Below are 16,336 nucleotides of genomic sequence, written 5' to 3'. Positions count from 1 at the left end.
GCAGGGGGGCGAGTTCGCCGAGTTCGGGGGGGATGACGCGGACTTGGGTGCCGGTGGTGGTGAAGGTGACGCGGCCGTCTCCGACGGCGTAGGAGAGGCGGCGGTTGACGCGGTAGGAGCCGGCGGCGACTTCGACCCAGGGCAGCAGTTTGAGCAGCCAGCGGGAGGAGATGCCCTGCATCTGCGGGACCGACTTGGTCGTCGTGGCCAGGGTCCGGGCCGCCGCCCGTCCCAGGCTCGACGGTGCCTGCTCGGATTCCACCGGGTCGGTGACAGTCACAACTCAACCTCGATCACTGGTAGCGGGGATTGGTGGCGTGCCAGGTGAAGCCGCCGCCCATCCAGGAACGGACACCCACGAGGAACCGCTGCAGCTCCGGCGACGGCACGGCCAGCAGCTCCCGGTGGCCGTCCTCGAACTCGTGGACGATCTTGTTGTGCAGTTCGACGGTGGCTGCCACCGCCTCCTCGACCGGGCAGCCCCGGTCGGCGGCGATCTGCAGCACCATGTTGCAGACCGGTTTCTCGTCGGCCGCGTCCTTGGCCACCGAGTGCAGGTCGTTGACCAGCACCGAGGCCGTCCCGGCCCGCATCATCGCCTCGCGCACCCGCGGGTCGTAGTAGAACGGGGCGGCCAGCTCGTAGCCGCCGACGGCGTCGACGAGGGTCATCGACGTGTAGAAGCTGTCGTGCTGGCGGGCCGCCAGGTACTCCCACGCCGGTGGGTAACGCCCGGTGTGGCGCCACGCCGCGTAGGCGTCCCAGCTGACGAACATCGAGAAGGTCGCGTAGCAGACCCGCTGCACGAGCACGGGGGAACCGTGCCGGCCCAGGTGCCCGATCGCCGAGTGCAGCCCGACGAGGATCGGGTCGCTGCGCAACGCCTCTTCCAGCGGAGTCGTGAACTCCCCGGCCGGGGCGACCGGGTCCATGGCCGCCATGACCAGCGCCAGCCGCGGCGGGAGCTCGGTGGGCGCCGCGCCGAGCGTGCTGTCGTCGGCGTAGTAGTCGTCGGCCGCCCACCAGACCGCGTTGAGCTGCGCCGCGACGAGCAGCCTGTCCGGGTCGTCGCAGTCGGTGTGGGCCAGCATCGCCAGCCGGCCGAACCCGGCGCCGGCGATCTGCTCCAGGCCCTTGCCGGTGAACCCGCAGTCCGCCGCCCAGGCGACCAGCCGCCGGTCGACCTCGGCGGCCAGGCCGTCGTCGACGCGGCCCTGGACCGGGCAGTACAGCGGCGGCGCGCTGCCGTCACCCCACGGCAGGTACGCGTACGCCGGGTCCTGCCCGGGCGACGGCGCGAACTGGGTCGCGATCCGCGCCGCCGACGTCCCGAGCCCGAACGGTGCCGCCGGCAGCCCGGCTGCGGTCCACTGTGGACAAGTGGTGCTCTCCCCGGTCACCCCGCCCGCCTCAGACGCGGTCGGCGGCGATCAGCAGGTAGTGGAAACTGCCCTCGCGGTAGGCGGTCAGGAACGGCTTCTCGACGCCGGTGGCGACCGAGGACTTCTCCCGCAGCTCCCAGTAGGGGATCGTCGCCGCGGTCAGGTCGACGACGTTGATCGGCACGAACCCGTTGGCGGACAGCGCCTTGAAGTAGTCGCCGCGGGCGTGGATGTTGCAGATGTAGTGCTGGTCGATCTGGCTCACCGCCCGCGACCGGCCGCCCGTGACGTCGTTGTAGCACCCGGTGATCGTCACGTACCGGCCGCCGGGCTTGAGCTGCCGCGCGTGCTCGGCGAACAGGTCGTTCAGGTCCACGTACATCGTGCTCTCGTTGTTCCAGATGCCCTGGAACGCCCCGGATTCGAACCCGGTGTCGAGCATGTTCCGCAGGTGGTAGCGCACCGAGCCGTCGATCCCGCGCTGCCGGACGTGCGCGTTGGCGAACCCGACCTGCTGCTCCGAAATGGAGATGCCGTCGACCTGGCAGCCGAACCGGAGGTGGGCCATGACGCTCGTGCCGCCGCGGCCGCAGCCGGCGTCGAGCAGCCGGTCCTCCGGCGTGATCGGGCCCAGGTGGTCGAGGAGGACGTCCGCCTGCGCGGTCTCGAGCCGGTGCATCTCCGCGATGATCGCCTCGTCGCGGGTGGCGGCCGGGGTGTCGAGCACGGCCGGGTCGTAGTCGCCGAGGCCGTAGTGGTGGTGGTAGAGGCCGTCGACGTCGCCCAGCCGAAGGTTCACCGGATCCTTTTCCGCGTTCCAGTAGTCGGCGACCGACTGCTGGTACGCGGTGCGGGTCACGGGCTTCTCGAGAGCGGTCATCGATTGAACTCCTCGGTCGTTTCCTTGGCAGGAAAGGGATCCGGTTCCCTTGTGACAGACGCTAGTGGCGGGAGTTTCGCAGGGACAAGAAGATTCACTCGGGTTTCGCGGTCGTTGCCCGTCCGGCCCAGCGGGGTCCGCGCCGCAGGTGGCCGGGACCGGTGTGCCGACCCCCGTTGGAGATCACCCTCGCCACGACCGGGTGATGAAGCGCGACAGCCCGTGTCAGGTGATTTCGAGGTTCGCCATCATGCCCATGTCCTCGTGTTCGGCGTTGTGGCAGTGGAAGAGGTACCGCCCGCGGTAGCCGTCGAAGCGGGTGACGATCTCCGCCGCTTCGCCCGGGCGCAGCGAAACGGTGTCCTTGAGCCCGGCGTCGTGCGGCAACGGTGGCCGGCCGCCGCGCGAAAGCACGCGGAAACCCGCCAGGTGCAGGTGAACCGGGTGGTGGACGTCGGCCACGAGCCGCCACACCTCGACGTCGCCGAGGGCGACGGTGACGTCCGTGCGGGCCGGGTCGAACGGCCGCCCGTCGATCAGCCAGCCGCGTCCGTGGTCCAGTTGCCCGGCGCGGAAGGAGAAGTCGCGGACCCGGGCGGGCCGGTCCCACGACGGCAGGTCTGCCGACAGCACCGCGGGAACACGACTGTCGTCCCGAACCCGGCGCGCGACCCGGAAGGCCATCACCTCGGCGGTGCGCCCGGAGCCGAGCCGGTTGCGCAGGCGAACGAGGCCGCCGGCCCGGACGCCCGCGAAGTCGACGACGACGTCGTAGCGTTCGGCCGGCCCGACCGGCAGGGCCGCATGGGTGACCGGTGCGGCGAGGAGCCCCTGGTCGGCGCCGATCTGGACGAGCGGGAGCCGCTGCCCGTCCTCGGTGACCGCCTCGAGTTCGTAGTGGCGGGCGTTCGACGCGTTGAGGATCCGCAGCCGGTACCGGGCCGCGTCGGCCTCGTGGACCGGCCACGGCGCGCCGTTGACGAGGATCACGTCGCCGAGCACCCCGCCCAGGAAGCTCTCCCGCACCCCCGGCCGGTCCCGCAGTGTGCCGTCCACCGACGGGTAGTCGAGGCTGCCGTCGGCGGCGAACGCGCGGTCGGCGATCAGCAGCGGCAGTTCCCGTGGTCCCGACGGAAGGCCGAGCGCTTCTTCGGCGTCGTCGCGCACGATGTGCAGCCCGGCGAGACCGCGCCAGAGCGCCGGAGCCGTGAAGTCCATCCGGTGGTCGTGGTACCAGAGCAGCGTCGGCCGCTGCTCGAGCGGGAACGTGTAGCTGCGGGTGAGATGCGTCCGCACGGCCCGCGGGTCGGGCATCGCGTGGTGCCCGGCCGTCCAGCCCGCGGGCAGCACCAGGTCGGTCGGGTAGCCGTCGGAGTCCGCCGGCGTCCGCCCGCCGTGCAGGTGCACCACGGTCGGCACGGGCAGCTCGTTGCGGTGGGTCACGGTGATCGGCCGGCTCCGGCGCGACTCGATCGTCGGGCCCGGGAACGTGCCGTCGTAGGTCCACATCGGCGTCCGGATCCCGGGCAGGATCTCGATGTCCGCGACGCGCTGGGTGATCTCGTAGCGCCCGGGCGCCACCGGTTGCAGCACCCGCGGCAGGGGCAGCGGCACCTGGAACGGCGGTGGCAGCGGCACAGCGCTGCGGAGTTCGGCGCCGGTGAGCGCCGGGCGCCGGGACAGTGCGGCCGCGGTGGACAGCCCGGCGGCGGTCAGCAGGCCGAAGGCGCTGCCGAGGCGCAGCACCTGGCGCCGGTTCAGTTCACGCATCGACGGCCTCCAGGGGACGGCGCCACAACGCGACGACCAGCGTGACGAGACCCGCGACGGTCAGCACGCCCAGCGGGAGGTGCAGCCACAGAGCGCCGTCCAGCCCGGCGAAGTACTGGACCGTCTCCGCGGCCGCCACCGCCGCCGTGGCGAGGAACGGCCACGCCCGCCGCAGCCGGACCCAGACCACGATCGCGACGATCAGCTGCAGGTAGCCGAGGGACGTGACGACGTCGGCCCCGGCCGCGTGCAGGCGCAGGCCGTCGTAGTCGCCGCTCAGGTACACCCCGGCGAACACCGGCTGGCCGGCGATCGCCACCAGGTGCGCACCCGCCGCGACCCGCAGCGTCCAGTTCGATTTCCCGGTTCTTTCCACGCTCCGAAGCTATGACCGTGAAGGCATTGTGTCTAAGATCAATATCGCTATGCCGTTATGACGGGGGAGGCATGACGTGGACCTGGGGACGCTGCGGCAGTTCCTCGTGGTGGCCCGGCTGGAGCACCTGAGCCGCGCGGCCGAAGAGCTGCGCGTCGCCCAGCCGTCGCTGAGCCGCACCATCGCGCGGCTGGAGAACGAGCTCGGCACGCCGTTGTTCGACCGGGCCGGCCGGCTCCGGCTCAACGACGCGGGAAAGCTCTTCCGCGGCTACGTCGAACGCGCCCTCGGCGAACTCGACGCGGGGCGGCGTGCGGTCGCCGACGCGGAGGGCTTCGGCACGGTGCGGCTGGCGTCGGAAACCTTCCTCACCCTGACCCGGCCGCTCGCCGCGTTCAAACGAGCCCACCCGGACGTCGAGGTCGAACTGCACCAGCTGTCCGCCGACGCGATGGCGCGCGCCCTGCGGGCCCAGGAGATCGACCTGTGCGTGGCGTCGCAACCGATTCCCGACGAGGGGCTGACCGGGGTGCAGCTGCTCGACGAGCCGGTGCTGGTGGCCACCCCCCTCGGGCACCGGCTGGCGGACCGCACGTCGGTCCGCGTCGAAGACCTCGCCGGCGAGCCGTTCGTCACCGCCCGGCGCGGGCACTGGCACCGGCGGCTGCTCGACCGGCTCTTCGCGGCCCGCGACCTGACGCCGAAGATCGTCTTCGAAGGCGACGAACCCGGTGCCATCCAGGAACTCATCAGCGCCGGGATGGGCATCGGGCTCAACCCGGCGATGGCCCGTCGCGTCGCCGCGCAGGTGCCGGTCGCCTGGATCCCGGTGGACAGCCCGGACTGCCGGCGCACGATCACGCTGTTCTGGGCCGCGGGCGACCGCCTGCCCGCCGCGGCCCGGCTGATGCGCGACACGCTCACCGGGTGGGCGTGGGACCCTCCGGCGTGACCCCGGTTCAGCGCGGCCAGGGGTTCGGGCGGCAGACGGCCCCGTCGGGCCGGACTTTCGTGGCGGCACCGGGTTCGGCGCGGTTGAGGTTCGCCAGGTAGGTGTTGGAGAGCCCGAAGGTCTGCTGCATCATCACCGGCGCCGGCGCGCCGGGCGCGGGGCAGCCGACGTGCTGGTTGCCCAGGGCGTGCCCGACCTCGTGGTTGATGGCGTACTGCCGGTACCCGGTCATGTCCGCGCCGTACGCCTTGGCGCCGCGCACCCAGCGGGCCAGGTTGATCAGCACCCGGCCGAGGCTCTTGCGGTAGCAGGAGGCCTCGAACTTGATCTGGAACCCGCAGGCGTCCGGCCGGTGGGTGGTCTCCGGCGTGGTCAGGCTCACCCTGAAGGACGGGTTCGGGAAATTGGCGTCCACCCGCTGGAACGCGATCTTGCCGTCCCAGGTCCAGCCCTGGATCGGGTTCGACAGCGTGCCCTGGACGGCGGTGGCGAAGGCGTCGTCACCGGCGTAGCTCGCCTGGTCGATCCCGTCCTCGACCTCGACGGTGTAGGTGTACAGCTTCCCGTTGCCGATCTTCGGGCCGCTGCCCGGGACGACGTGCCACTTGCCCGCGCCGGCCTGGGTGAACGGGATGCCGTCCGGCAGGTCCGCGGTCGGCACCTTGAGGTCGACCGGGGTGGCCGGGTTCTCCGGGATGGCCTGCTCGCCGTTGCCGTCGATCGCGCCGCCTGAGGAGTCGCCGCCCGCCGACTCGACGCCGGGCGCGGAGGCGCCGGTGCCCTGCTCGGCGATCGGCTGGGCCGGGCTGTTGGCCGTGTTGACCACGACGAGCACGGTCAGCACCACCAGGATCGGCAGGGCGTAAACGCGCCAGCCGTAGGTCTTCGTCAGCTTCGAGATGCCCGCCTTCGAGGCCGCCTCGGCCGGCTTCTCCCGCGGGGCGTCCACGTGCGGCTTCCAGGAGGCGCTCAGCGGCTCGGCGCTGGTCCGCCGGCTGCCCGGGCGGTAGCGGTCGTCCTCGGCGCGCTGGGCTTTCGAGGGGCGGTACTGCCCGGTGCGGGGGTGGTCCTCGGCGTCCGGCGTCCGGCGGGCCGACGCGCGGTGGGGCGTGCGCCGATCTTCGCCTCGCGCGTCCTGCTTCACCCGGTCCACCGCACCAGAGTGCCACAGCGGCGAGGCACCGCTCTCGCCGACTGGCGGATCATCGAGTGAACTCGCCACCGCCCGATCGGGCTACCAGGTGCCCGCTTCGACGTGCTCCCACATGCCCAGCACGGCCTTCGCGACGACGACCGGGCGTTCCATCTGCGCCACGTGCCCGGTGCGCGGGAGCACGAGCAGCCGGGCCCGCGGGATCGCCCGGGCGGTCCGCACGGCGCGTTTCACCGAGATGACGCGGTCCTCCCGGCCCCAGACGACCAGCGTCGGCGCCTTGACGAGCGGCGCGACCGACCACAGCGACGCCTTCCCCCGCGTCGACCACGCCCGGAAGATCGCGAACGTGCTGCGCGCCATCGCGGGCGCGGCCCAGGCGAACCCGGCGCGGGCGCCGTGTTCCTCGGTCAGCTCGTCGAGCCGGCTCTCGGGGAACCGCGACGGGTCGGCGAAGCACAGCTTGATGACCTGCGCGGCGCGTTCCCGCGGCCCGAGCGCGGCCAGCTGGGCCCGCACGCGCGCGCCGACCAGCGGCAGGTAGGCGAACGCCATCCGCGGGTCGGACAGCCGCCGCGGGTCGAGGCGCAGGTCGGGGACCGCCGGCGAAACGAGCGTCAGCGTCTTGACCAGCTCCGGCCTCTGCGCCGCGACCAGCAGGGCGATCGCGCCGCCCATCGAGTTGCCGAACAGGTGCACCGGCGCGCCGACGGCCTCGATGTGCTTCACCACGACGTCGGCGTGGGCCTGGAGCGTGAAGTCGAAGCCCGTTTCGGGCTCCGAGTAGCCGAACCCGGGCAGGTCGAGGGCGGAACCGCCGGCGACCGGCGCGAGCAGCGCGGCCAGGTCGGTCCAGTTCGTCGACGAGCCGCCGAGGCCGTGGACGTACACCGCGGGGACGCCGTCCGGGCCCGGCGTGCGGCGGACGTGGAGGCGGGCGGTGCCGACCTCTTCGAACGCCGCCGGCCAGGGCGGCGGGACCGGGTCGAGCGACGGCAGGGCCCTGCTCGAGAGCGGCACGTGGGTCAGTGGCGGCCGGGCCCGCACGGGGGTGTTCACGGGTCCAGAATGCCCGACCCTTGGCGCGGCACACGTACCGGCGAGTAATCTTCAGGGCGACTTCACGCGGTGGCGACCCCGCCCGTCGAAGAAACAAAGACGGGAGGATGAGCATGACGGAGATGACGCGGCTGCAGCAACGTGGGGTGCGGCTGCCCCGGACCGAGCGCCGGGCCCAGCTCCTCGCCGCGGCGCAGCGGGTCTTCGCCGAGAACGGCTACCACGCCGCCGCGATGGACGAGATCGCCGAGGTCGCGGGCGTCTCGAAGCCGGTGCTGTACCAGCACTTCCCCGGCAAGCTCGACCTGTACATCGCGCTGCTGGAGAGCCACGTCGACGAGCTGGTCAAGCGCGTCCAGAACGCCCTCGACTCGACGACGGAGAACAAGCAGCGCGTCCCGGCGACGGTCGGCGCGTTCTTCGACTTCGTGAGCAACGACGCGGGGGCGTTCCGGATGGTGTTCGAGTCCGACCTGCGCGGCGAGCCGGCGGTCCAGGAAGCGGTCGACCGGGCGACGTCGGCGAGCGTGGACGCGATCACCGAGACGATCACCGCGGACGCGGGCCTCGACGAGGACAAGGCGCGGCTGCTGGCGGTCGGGCTGGTCGGGATGAGCCAGGTCAGCGCGCGGTTCTGGCTGGCCCACCACCAGTCGATGAGCCGCGAGGAAGCGGTGGCCCTGACGGCCAACCTGGCCTGGCGCGGCATCGGCGGCGGCTTCCCGCTCAAGGACGGCTGATCCGGCTGCGGACTATCCGGTTAGTCCGTGTGTACCATCCAGTTAGTCCACATGTACTAACTGGTGAGTTCAGTCGGACTCACCAGTTAGTACATCTGCTCAGTGCGCGGCGGCAGCGCGGACCAGGGTGCTGATCCGGCGAGCCACTTCGTACGGCCGTTCCTGCGGCAGCATGTGCCCCGCCCCGGGGAACCGGACGAACTCCGCGTGCGGCAGCTCGTCCGCGATCACCTTCGCGTGCGGCAGCGGGCACAGCCGGTCCTTCTCCCCCGCCAGCACCACCGACGGCACGTCGCACAGCGCACCCAGCCCGCCGACCCCGCGGTGGGCCGCGATCGCGTCCAGGAACAGCCCCGCGCTCGCCGGGTGCGCGCACAGCAACTGCTCGACGACGCTGTCCACCTGCGCCCGTCCCGGCCGGGCGCCGAACACCAGCCGCCGGGCCCCCGACCGGACCAGTCCCGGCCGCAGCCGCAGCGTGTCCGACCGCAGGCGCGCCAGCAGCTGGGCGACCCGCGGCTCGAAGCGCGTCACGCTCCGGCCGACCAGGCCCGGGAACCCGAGCGTCAGCTGGTCCATGTCCCCCGACGACGTCGCCACGAACGCCGCCCCGGCCAGCCGGGAAGCGACCAGCGCCGGGTGCCGTTCGGCGAGCACCATCAGCGTCATGCCGCCCATCGAGTGCCCGGCCAATACCAGCGGCCCGTCCGGGACGCGGTCGGCGATCAGCTCGGCGAGGTCGTCGGCCAGCCGGGCGATCGTGGCCCCGCCGGGCCGCGCCGGCGACGAGCCGCCGTGGCCGCGCAGGTCGTAGCGCAGCACGCGCACGCCCGGGTCGAGGTGCGGCAGCACGAAGTCCCACGTCCGGTGGTCCTGCGTCCAGCCGTGGACGAGCACCAGCGTCACCGCCGAGCTGTCGGGCCCGGACTGGGAAACGTGGAGCGCCGCGCCGTCGCTCGTGACGAACCGGCCGGGCGCGAGGACGGTCGTCATCGGCCCGCCGGGAGCAGGAACGACTTGCGCCAGAAGTACTTCCCGGGCAGCCCGACCAGGCCGGACTCCTCGAGGAACGGCATGATCTTCTCCCCCGCCCACGCGATCGTGCCCTGCCAGTGCGGGTTGTTCAGGGCCGCTTCGACACCGTCGCGCGGCCGGATGCCGACCGCCTTGTAGACGTCCGGGTTGATGAACGCGCGCGTCACGAAGTACGAGATGACCGCGATGATGAACTGCTGGTAGCCGATCTCGGCCTTCGACAGCTTCGCCATCCCGCGCGTGACTTCCTCGCGGGCGAAGGTGACGTGCCGGGCCTCTTCGAGGACGTGGATCCGGTTGACCATCCGGACCAGCGGCTGGACGCCTTCGTCGTTCATCTGCTCGCGCTGCAGCCGGTCCAGGACCTCTTCGGCGACCAGGATCGCGCCGTAGCGCGCCGGGCCGTAGGAGATGGTCGGCATGAGCTTCGCGAGGCGCCGCAGCCACGGCACCGGGCCGTAGGCGGGGCAGCCGATCCGCGAGGCCATCCGCGCGAACATCGTCGAGTGCCGGCATTCGTCGGCGATCTCGGTGAGCGCGAACTGGGCGTGCGCGGACGTCGGGTCCTGCTCGTAGACCTCCTTGAGAAGCATCTGCATCAGCAGGATCTCGAACCACAAACCGGTCGTGGCGACGCTCGCGACCTCGTGTTTGCCCAGCTCGATGCGCTGCTCGGGAGTCAGCTTCTCCCACAGCTCCGTGCCGTAGAGCGAGGAGCGCTCTTCGAGGATGAACCGCTTGCCCTCGACCAGCGGCGCGGTCCAGTCGATGTCGACGTCGGGGTCGTAGAACTTGTTCGCCGACGACTTCAGCAGGCGGTCCGCGGTCCTTTCGCGATCCGGTTCCTTCAGCGTCCGCGTCATTGCCGACACCCCTTCCGCGACGTGTAACTTGAGGTAACAGTTACCTGTGCGTAGCATGACTCTCGTGATCGAACGTGTCAAGCGCTCCGGCAAGCAGGCCGGCAAGTCCTCCCGCGGCGACGAAGCGACCGGCGACGCCCGGCGCGACCGCTGGCGCAAGCACCGGATCGCCCGGCGCAAGGAGTTCGTCGAGGCCGCGCTCCGGGCGCTGGACGAGCACGGCCCGGACCTCGGCATGGAGGACGTCGCCGCGGAAGCGGGCGTCACGAAACCGGTGCTGTACCGGCACTTCGACGACAAGGCCGACCTGTACGTGGCGCTCGGGCAGCGCGGCACGGAAATCCTCTTCGAGCGGCTGATCCCGGCCATCAACGCCGAGCTGGCGCCGGTGCCGCGGATCCGGATGGCGCTCGACGCGTTCTTCACCGTGATCGAGGAGCACCCGAACCTCTACCGGCTGCTCGCGCACGGCCGTCCGGAGAAGCCGGTGTCGTCGGACGTCGTGGCCGAGGACAAGGAGCTGATCGCGACGGCGCTGACCGCGCTGCTCGGCGACTACATGCGGATGTTCAACATGGACTCCGGCGCGGCCGAGCCGTGGGCGCACGGCATCGTCGGCATGGTCCAGAACACCGGCGAGTGGTGGCTGGACCGCCGGTCGATGAGCCGCGACGCGGTCGTCGAGTACCTGACGCAGATCATCTGGGCGGCCATCGACGGGCTGACCCGCCAGAACGGCGTGGTCATCGACCCGAACCTGCCCCTGGAAGCCAACAAGGTGGTCCAGCTGGGCCGCGCCCCGGAGTCGCTGGAGGAAACCTCATGAGCGAGCACGAGCACGACGAAGACGGCTACCGCGGCGAGGCGACCCTGGTCGTCGACGGCGTTTCGCTGACGACGACGGTCGACCTGCGCGGCTACTTCCAGCCGATCGACGGCTATTACCGCTGGTACGGCCGGGTGGCGGTGAACGAGGAGCTGACCCGCCTGGCGGGCGGCAAGAAGAAGGCCGTTTCCATCCAGGCGGGCGCGCATTCGGCCACCGGGGAACTCTCCGATCCGGACCCGTGGGGCCGGTACCGGATCACGGGGACGAGCACGCCGCCGTTCCACGTCCCGACGACGCTGGAAGAGCTGAACGCCTAGGGCAGCCGCGGGCCCGGCAGCTCGACGCCGGGCAGCACGCCGTTCGCGATGTCCGTGGCCCGCCACTTCCGCACGGCCAGCCGGACCGCCGTGACCGGCGCGGCCAGGAAGGCCGCCGCCTCCGGGACTTTCGCGACGAGCAGCTCGCGCACCCGCGCGTCCTCGTCGCCGCCGAGGACCTCGGCGAACGCCTGGGCCTGCAGGAACGGCTGCATCGGCGAGCCCGTCGAAACCACGACGGAGACCACCGGGTTCTCGCGGATGGCGGTCAGCGTCCGGCCGCGGTCCTCGAGCACGAGGTTCAGGGTGAATTCGCCGCTTTCGGCGAAGTAGACCCCGCCGACCCAGGGCCCGGCGCTGCCGGAGGTGGCGAGGAACAACGAGGGGTGCGCGGCGAGGGTGTTGCGCACGAGGTCCGCGACGGCGGCCGGTTCGAGAGTGGTCACCGGGCGAAGCTAGGCGGCGGAAAAGCGACACTCCAAGCGAAACACCACAATCCGGTGAAACCGGGAAGGCCGCCCCGGAGGGCAGCCTTCCCATTCGGGACGGGTCAGTCGCCGACGCCGAAGCCGACCTTGCGGACGTCGGACGGGGCGATCTCGACGTACGCGATGCGGTCGGAGGGGACGATGTACTTGCGCCCCTTCTCGTCGTTGATGCGGAAGAGCCCGTCACCGGCCGTCAGGGCCTCGGCGACCAGCTTCTCCACCTCATCGGGAGACTGGCCACTGGACACCACCAGCTCGCGCGGCGTGTCCTTGATGCCGATCTTGACCTCCACGTGGGACCTCCGCTGGAAATTCGTAAGGGATGTGCCGGCCAAGGCTAACCGAACCGGCTCGTTCCGGTGGCGCATCTCCGCGCCCGACCGCGTCGTCACTTCCGGGTACTCCATCGGGTTCAGCCCAGGCCGAGCGCCTGCATGCGCTTCGTGTGCCCCTGTTGCAACCGCCGGAACAGCGCGGCAATTCCGGAGAGGTCGCCCGAGCCGCTGATGATGAGCTCGGCCAGCCCGTCGCGCTCGGCGACGACGTACTGGGCCTGGGTCAGGGCCTCGCCGAGCAGGCGGCGGCCCCACAGGGCGAGCTTGTCACGGGTCTTGGGGTCGGCCTCGATGCCGGCCGCGACCTCGCGTTCGGCGAAGGCCGAGTGGCCGGTGTCGGCCAGCACGGTCAGCACCAGGTCCTTGGTCTCCGGGTCGAGCCAGTTCGCGATCTCCCGGTAGAGGTCGGCGGCGAGCCCGTCGCCGACGTAGGCCTTGACCAGCGACTCCAGGTACGACTTCGGCGGCGTCGAAGCGTGCCAGGCGTCGACCTGGGCGACGAACGGCGCCATGGCGTCTTCGATCTTCACGTCCTGGGCGGCCAGGTGCTGGGCGAGCAGGCCGTAGTGACCGATCTCGGCGGCCGCCATGGTCGCCAGCGCGGCGCGGCCGGCCAGCGTGGGCGCGCTGCGCGCGTCCTCCGCCAGCCGGTCGAACGCGGACAGTTCGAGGTAGGCGATCACACCCAGAAGGTCGACTACGCCTTCGGAGATCTCTTTCGGCTCGGTCACGGGGGCAGGGTATCGCCGAAGCACCCGGGCGTGTCGGGACGAGACCGATCCCACTGGCTCCGGCGCGCCGGGTACTGTCGAAAAACTGCTGACCAGGTACACTGCTTTTGAAAACGAAGCTTCCGTGCGCCATACCGGCGTCGGGAAACAGGCAGGTCACGTGGCTTGCCGACGCACCGCAATGTGCGTGCACGCCTCTTCCGGCATTCCCGGGACGGACCGGTTCCGCGCTGCCAGACCAGCGCCAGGGACCAGGGTTTACTCCCGGTCGAGTGTCGAGCGGACCCACGGCTGTGCGCGCTGGTCACGAGAGAGGCGATCACCCTGACCGCAGAAATTCCCACAACCGAACAGCCCCCCGCCGTCGCGCTGGAACACAGCGAGACCGGCCCGGCCGCGCTCGACACCTCGCACCCGCTGCAGGCGGGCGTCGAGGTCGAGCCCGAGGCCCCGACCTTCGCGTCCTTCGGCGTCAAGCCCGAGATCGTCAAGGCACTCGGCGAGGCCGGCATCGAGCGGACGTTCGCCATCCAGGCGCTCACCCTGCCGCTGGCCATGGCCGGCGACGACCTGATCGGCCAGGCCCGCACCGGCATGGGCAAGACCCTCGGCTTCGGCGTCCCGCTGCTGCACCGCGTGCAGGTCCCCGGCGACGGCACCCCGCAGGTGCTGGTCGTGGTGCCGACCCGCGAGCTGTGCATCCAGGTCGCGAACGACCTCAAGGGCGCCGGCAAGCACCTGGGCATCCGGACGCTGGCCATCTACGGCGGCCGCCCGTACGAGCCGCAGATCGAGGCGCTCCGCAAGGGCGTCGACGTCGTGATCGGCACCCCGGGCCGCCTGCTCGACCTGGCCGAGCAGCAGCACCTGGTGCTGGGCAAGGTCCGCGGCCTGGTGCTCGACGAGGCCGACGAGATGCTCGACCTGGGCTTCCTGCCCGACATCGAGCGCATCCTCCGGATGGTGCCGGACGAGCGGCAGACCATGCTGTTCTCGGCCACCATGCCCGGCCCGATCATCACGCTGGCCCGCACGTTCCTGAACCAGCCGACGCACATCCGCGCCGAAGAGAACGACGCGAGCGCGATCCACGAGCGCACCACCCAGTTCGTCTACCGGGCGCACTCGATGGACAAGCCCGAGGTCATCGCCCGGGTGCTGCAGGCCGAGGGCCGCGGCCTCACGATGATCTTCAGCCGCACCAAGCGCACCGCGCAGAAGGTGGCCGACGACCTGGTCGAGCGCGGCTTCGCGGCCGCCGCCGTGCACGGTGACCTCGGTCAGGGCGCCCGCGAGCAGGCGCTGCGCGCGTTCCGCTCCGGCAAGGTCGACGTGCTGGTCGCCACCGACGTCGCCGCCCGCGGCATCGACATCGACGACGTCACGCACGTGATCAACTACCAGTGCCCGGACGACGAGAAGACCTACGTCCACCGCATCGGCCGCACCGGCCGCGCGGGCCGGACCGGCGTCGCCGTCACCCTGGTCGACTGGGACGAAGAGCCGCGCTGGAAGCTCATCTCGGACACGCTGGGCCTCGACAAGCCGGAGCCGGTGGAGACGTACTCGTCGTCGCCGCACCTGTTCGCCGACCTGGGCATCCCCGAGGGCACGAGCGGCCGGCTGCCGCTGGCCAACCGCACCCGCGCGGGCCTGGCCGCCGAGGAGGAAGAGGACCTGGGCGGCAAGAAGCGCGGCCGTGGCCGTGGCCGCACCGCCGAGTCCGCCGAGTCCTCGGAAGAGGCGCCCCGCAAGCGCGCCCGCGCCCCGCGCAAGCGGACCCGCGGCGGCTCGCGGGCGGCCGAGGCGATCGAGGCCTCGGACAAGGCCGCTGCTTCGCCGGCTTCGGAAGAGGCTCCGGCTTCTTCGGAGGGCCGCACCCGCAGCCGCCGCCGCACCCGCAGCGGGAACGCCCCGGAGGCGACCGGCCCGGCCGTCGAAAAGGAAGCCGGCGAGAACGCCGAACGCCCGGCTCGACGGCGCCGCCGTCGCCGCCCGGCCGCGACGTCTGATACACCTGCGTCGGCAGACTGAAGCTTCTCCATCGGGGGTTCGGGTACGTGAGCGACGTCGAGAAGGCGGACTACGGGTCCGAGGACGTACTCGAGGACTCTCCCGAGAGCACACCGCCCGCCCCGCGGGTCAAGGCGCGTCGTTCGCCTTGGAACCGCGGGCGGGACAGGCTGGCCGCCGCGTTGATCGCGGTCGTCGTGCTCGCCGTCGCGCTGGTCATCGGCGCGACGAGCGACAGCGCGGCCACCGACCGGACCGAGGCGGCGCCGCCCCCGGCGTTGCCCGCGGTCCCGGACAAGGTCCCGGGATCCCTCTCCGAGATCTGGAGCGCCCCGAGCGGGGCGACGCCGATCCCGGTCGTGGCCGGCGAGTCGGTGGCCACCGCGAACGGCGGCGAGGTCGCCGCCCGCGACCCGCTGACCGGGCAGATCCGCTGGCACTACACGCGTGACCTGCCGTTGTGCACGCTGGACCAGGTGTGGGGGCGGCTGAACGCCGTCTACGCGAAATCGATGGGCTGCAGCGAAGTCACGCAGCTGGACCCGGGCACGGGCCGGATCACGGCGCAGCGCAACGGCAACGCCGAGCTGGGCACCCAGCTGGTCGACGACGGCTCCCATGTGACCGCGACGGGCAAGAAACTCCTCACGACCTGGCGCGACGACCTGGTGCAGAGCGCCGAGTACGGCCAGGTCCCGGCGCTGGTCAACGCGGGCAAGCAGCCCCGGACGGGCTGCACGTACGGCACGGTCGCGGCGGCGGCGGGCAAGATCGGCGTGATCGAGCGCTGCCCGGGCGACCCGGCCGACCGCCTGACGGTGTACAAGGCGGCGCCGGAGAAGGACGACGAGCCGCAGGTCAGCTTCAGTTCGGTGCTGGCGGGCAAGCGCGCCCGCGTGATCGCGATGTCGGGCGACCTGACGGCGGTGGTGCTGCCGGACCAGAAGCTCCTGGTGATCTACAACGGCGACGGAACCCAGCGAGCGGCGTACCCGCTGGACGTTCCGGCCGGCGACCTGGCGGCCGACCCGCCGTCGGGTGTCGAGGCAACCACCCAGACGGCGGCGAACATGTACTGGTTCAGCGGCTCGAAGCTGGTCGCCCTGTCCCGCGACGACCTGTCCCCGCGCTGGACGTTGAGCAGCGCTTCGGGCCCGGGAGTGACGTTCGCGCAGCAACTGGTGGTCCCGATCAAGGGCGGCCTGGCGGTCCTGAACGAGAACGACGGCTCCACGATCCGCACGGTCGGCGTCGAGCGCCGCGGCTACCAGGGCGTGGTCCGGTTGGCCGCGGCCGGCCCGGTCCTGCTCGAGCAACGCGGCCCCACCCTCACCGCCCTGAAGTAACCCTCACCCCGGCCCCCGCGAGTTCCGCCCCGCATCACGCGAGTTCCGTCTCCAATCACGCGAGTTC

Annotated in this window: 17 protein-coding genes and 1 pseudogene; 6 read left to right on the top strand and 12 right to left on the bottom strand. The window is 71.7% G+C overall.

What is annotated here, in order from left to right; all coding sequences use genetic code 11:
- The 5 genes and pseudogenes from CCN39_RS37795 to CCN39_RS37775 all read right to left on the bottom strand — a co-directional run.
- A pseudogene (locus tag CCN39_RS37795) lies at positions 1-280 on the bottom strand (Crp/Fnr family transcriptional regulator); the annotation flags it as partial.
- A gap of 13 nt (positions 281-293) precedes the next feature.
- The gene (locus CCN39_RS37790; RefSeq protein WP_086850534.1) at positions 294-1,400 is read right to left on the bottom strand and encodes a family 2 encapsulin nanocompartment cargo protein terpene cyclase; all 1,107 of its coding nucleotides are present in this window, start codon (positions 1,398-1,400) and stop codon (positions 294-296) included.
- 10 nt (positions 1,401-1,410) lie between these two features.
- The gene (locus CCN39_RS37785) at positions 1,411-2,262 is read right to left on the bottom strand and encodes a geranyl diphosphate 2-C-methyltransferase (RefSeq protein WP_086850533.1); all 852 of its coding nucleotides are present in this window, start codon (positions 2,260-2,262) and stop codon (positions 1,411-1,413) included.
- Between the two features lie 225 nt (positions 2,263-2,487).
- Entirely contained in the window at positions 2,488-4,032 is a 1,545-nt protein-coding gene (locus CCN39_RS37780; protein ID WP_086850531.1) for a multicopper oxidase family protein, read from the bottom strand.
- The gene (locus CCN39_RS37775) at positions 4,025-4,408 is read right to left on the bottom strand and encodes a hypothetical protein (RefSeq protein WP_086850529.1); all 384 of its coding nucleotides are present in this window, start codon (positions 4,406-4,408) and stop codon (positions 4,025-4,027) included. The genes CCN39_RS37780 and CCN39_RS37775 overlap by 8 nt, the downstream gene beginning before the upstream one ends.
- 76 nt (positions 4,409-4,484) lie before the next feature.
- Here CCN39_RS37775 and CCN39_RS37770 point away from each other — a divergent pair, with 76 nt between their 5' ends.
- Positions 4,485-5,360, top strand: a complete 876-nt coding sequence (locus CCN39_RS37770) for a LysR family transcriptional regulator (RefSeq protein ID WP_086850527.1) — start codon at positions 4,485-4,487, stop codon at positions 5,358-5,360.
- Positions 5,361-5,367: 7 nt separating this feature from the next.
- Here the strand turns inward: CCN39_RS37770 and CCN39_RS37765 are convergent, their stop codons facing one another.
- Both CCN39_RS37765 and CCN39_RS37760 read right to left on the bottom strand, forming a co-directional pair.
- On the bottom strand, positions 5,368-6,513 hold the full coding sequence (locus CCN39_RS37765) for a DUF3152 domain-containing protein (protein WP_086850526.1): 1,146 nt from the start codon (positions 6,511-6,513) through the stop codon (positions 5,368-5,370).
- Positions 6,514-6,594: 81 nt separating this feature from the next.
- On the bottom strand, positions 6,595-7,572 hold the full coding sequence (locus CCN39_RS37760; RefSeq protein ID WP_086850523.1) for an alpha/beta fold hydrolase: 978 nt from the start codon (positions 7,570-7,572) through the stop codon (positions 6,595-6,597).
- 113 nt (positions 7,573-7,685) lie between these two features.
- On the opposite strand from CCN39_RS37760, the gene CCN39_RS37755 reads away from it, so the two are divergent.
- Positions 7,686-8,312, top strand: a complete 627-nt coding sequence (locus tag CCN39_RS37755; RefSeq protein WP_086850521.1) for a TetR/AcrR family transcriptional regulator — start codon at positions 7,686-7,688, stop codon at positions 8,310-8,312.
- 99 nt (positions 8,313-8,411) lie between these two features.
- Here the strand turns inward: CCN39_RS37755 and CCN39_RS37750 are convergent, their stop codons facing one another.
- Together CCN39_RS37750 and CCN39_RS37745 are read right to left on the bottom strand one after the other, a co-directional pair.
- The gene (locus CCN39_RS37750; RefSeq protein WP_086850519.1) at positions 8,412-9,305 is read right to left on the bottom strand and encodes an alpha/beta fold hydrolase; all 894 of its coding nucleotides are present in this window, start codon (positions 9,303-9,305) and stop codon (positions 8,412-8,414) included.
- Complete coding sequence (locus CCN39_RS37745) at positions 9,302-10,210, bottom strand: AurF N-oxygenase family protein (protein ID WP_167455302.1); 909 nt, start codon at positions 10,208-10,210, stop codon at positions 9,302-9,304. The genes CCN39_RS37750 and CCN39_RS37745 overlap by 4 nt, the downstream gene beginning before the upstream one ends.
- A 55-nt stretch (positions 10,211-10,265) precedes the next feature.
- Here CCN39_RS37745 and CCN39_RS37740 point away from each other — a divergent pair, with 55 nt between their 5' ends.
- Entirely contained in the window at positions 10,266-11,036 is a 771-nt protein-coding gene (locus CCN39_RS37740) for a TetR/AcrR family transcriptional regulator (protein WP_086850515.1), read from the top strand.
- Positions 11,033-11,356, top strand: a complete 324-nt coding sequence (locus tag CCN39_RS37735) for a DUF4873 domain-containing protein (RefSeq protein ID WP_086850513.1) — start codon at positions 11,033-11,035, stop codon at positions 11,354-11,356. Before CCN39_RS37740 ends, CCN39_RS37735 begins: the two co-directional genes overlap by 4 nt.
- On the opposite strand, the gene CCN39_RS37730 is transcribed toward CCN39_RS37735, so the two are convergent.
- The 3 genes from CCN39_RS37730 to CCN39_RS37720 all read right to left on the bottom strand — a co-directional run bounded on the left by CCN39_RS37730 (position 11,353) and on the right by CCN39_RS37720 (position 12,910).
- Positions 11,353-11,802 carry a pyridoxamine 5'-phosphate oxidase family protein gene (locus tag CCN39_RS37730; protein ID WP_167455301.1) on the bottom strand — a complete coding sequence of 150 codons (450 nt, stop codon included), beginning with the start codon at positions 11,800-11,802 and terminating at the stop codon, positions 11,353-11,355. The genes CCN39_RS37735 and CCN39_RS37730 overlap by 4 nt on opposite strands.
- A 104-nt stretch (positions 11,803-11,906) precedes the next feature.
- Positions 11,907-12,137 (bottom strand): DUF3107 domain-containing protein, encoded by a 231-nt coding sequence (locus tag CCN39_RS37725; protein WP_043784361.1) that lies wholly within the window; start codon positions 12,135-12,137, stop codon positions 11,907-11,909.
- Positions 12,138-12,256: 119 nt separating this feature from the next.
- Positions 12,257-12,910, bottom strand: a complete 654-nt coding sequence (locus tag CCN39_RS37720) for a ferritin-like fold-containing protein (protein ID WP_086850511.1) — start codon at positions 12,908-12,910, stop codon at positions 12,257-12,259.
- A 417-nt stretch (positions 12,911-13,327) separates the two neighbouring features.
- Here CCN39_RS37720 and CCN39_RS37715 point away from each other — a divergent pair, with 417 nt between their 5' ends.
- Together CCN39_RS37715 and CCN39_RS37710 are read left to right on the top strand one after the other, a co-directional pair.
- A complete protein-coding gene (locus tag CCN39_RS37715; protein ID WP_208630573.1) occupies positions 13,328-14,944 on the top strand; it encodes a DEAD/DEAH box helicase in 1,617 nt (538 codons plus the stop codon).
- 26 nt (positions 14,945-14,970) lie between these two features.
- A complete protein-coding gene (locus CCN39_RS37710; protein ID WP_208630572.1) occupies positions 14,971-16,269 on the top strand; it encodes an Rv3212 family protein in 1,299 nt (432 codons plus the stop codon).
- The last annotated feature ends 67 nt before the right edge of the window (positions 16,270-16,336 follow it).

It is taken from the genome of Amycolatopsis kentuckyensis, assembly GCF_002155975.1.
Taxonomy (GTDB): domain Bacteria; phylum Actinomycetota; class Actinomycetes; order Mycobacteriales; family Pseudonocardiaceae; genus Amycolatopsis; species Amycolatopsis kentuckyensis.
The sequence above is the reverse complement of the archived record's forward strand: the minus strand, read 5'-3'. Positions and strand labels throughout refer to the sequence as shown.

Bases quoted from the DNA above. Each gene is read 5' to 3' on its own strand.
- CCN39_RS37785 (WP_086850533.1), bottom strand. From the start codon at position 2,262: ATGACCGCTCTCGAGAAGCCCGTGACCCGCACCGCGTACCAGCAGTCG.
- CCN39_RS37780 (WP_086850531.1), bottom strand. From the start codon at position 4,032: ATGCGTGAACTGAACCGGCGCCAGGTGCTGCGCCTCGGCAGCGCCTTC.
- CCN39_RS37755 (WP_086850521.1), top strand. From the start codon at position 7,686: ATGACGGAGATGACGCGGCTGCAGCAACGTGGGGTGCGGCTGCCCCGG.
- CCN39_RS37750 (WP_086850519.1), bottom strand. From the start codon at position 9,305: ATGACGACCGTCCTCGCGCCCGGCCGGTTCGTCACGAGCGACGGCGCG.
- CCN39_RS37745 (WP_167455302.1), bottom strand. From the start codon at position 10,210: ATGACGCGGACGCTGAAGGAACCGGATCGCGAAAGGACCGCGGACCGC.
- CCN39_RS37740 (WP_086850515.1), top strand. From the start codon at position 10,266: ATGACTCTCGTGATCGAACGTGTCAAGCGCTCCGGCAAGCAGGCCGGC.
- CCN39_RS37735 (WP_086850513.1), top strand. From the start codon at position 11,033: ATGAGCGAGCACGAGCACGACGAAGACGGCTACCGCGGCGAGGCGACC.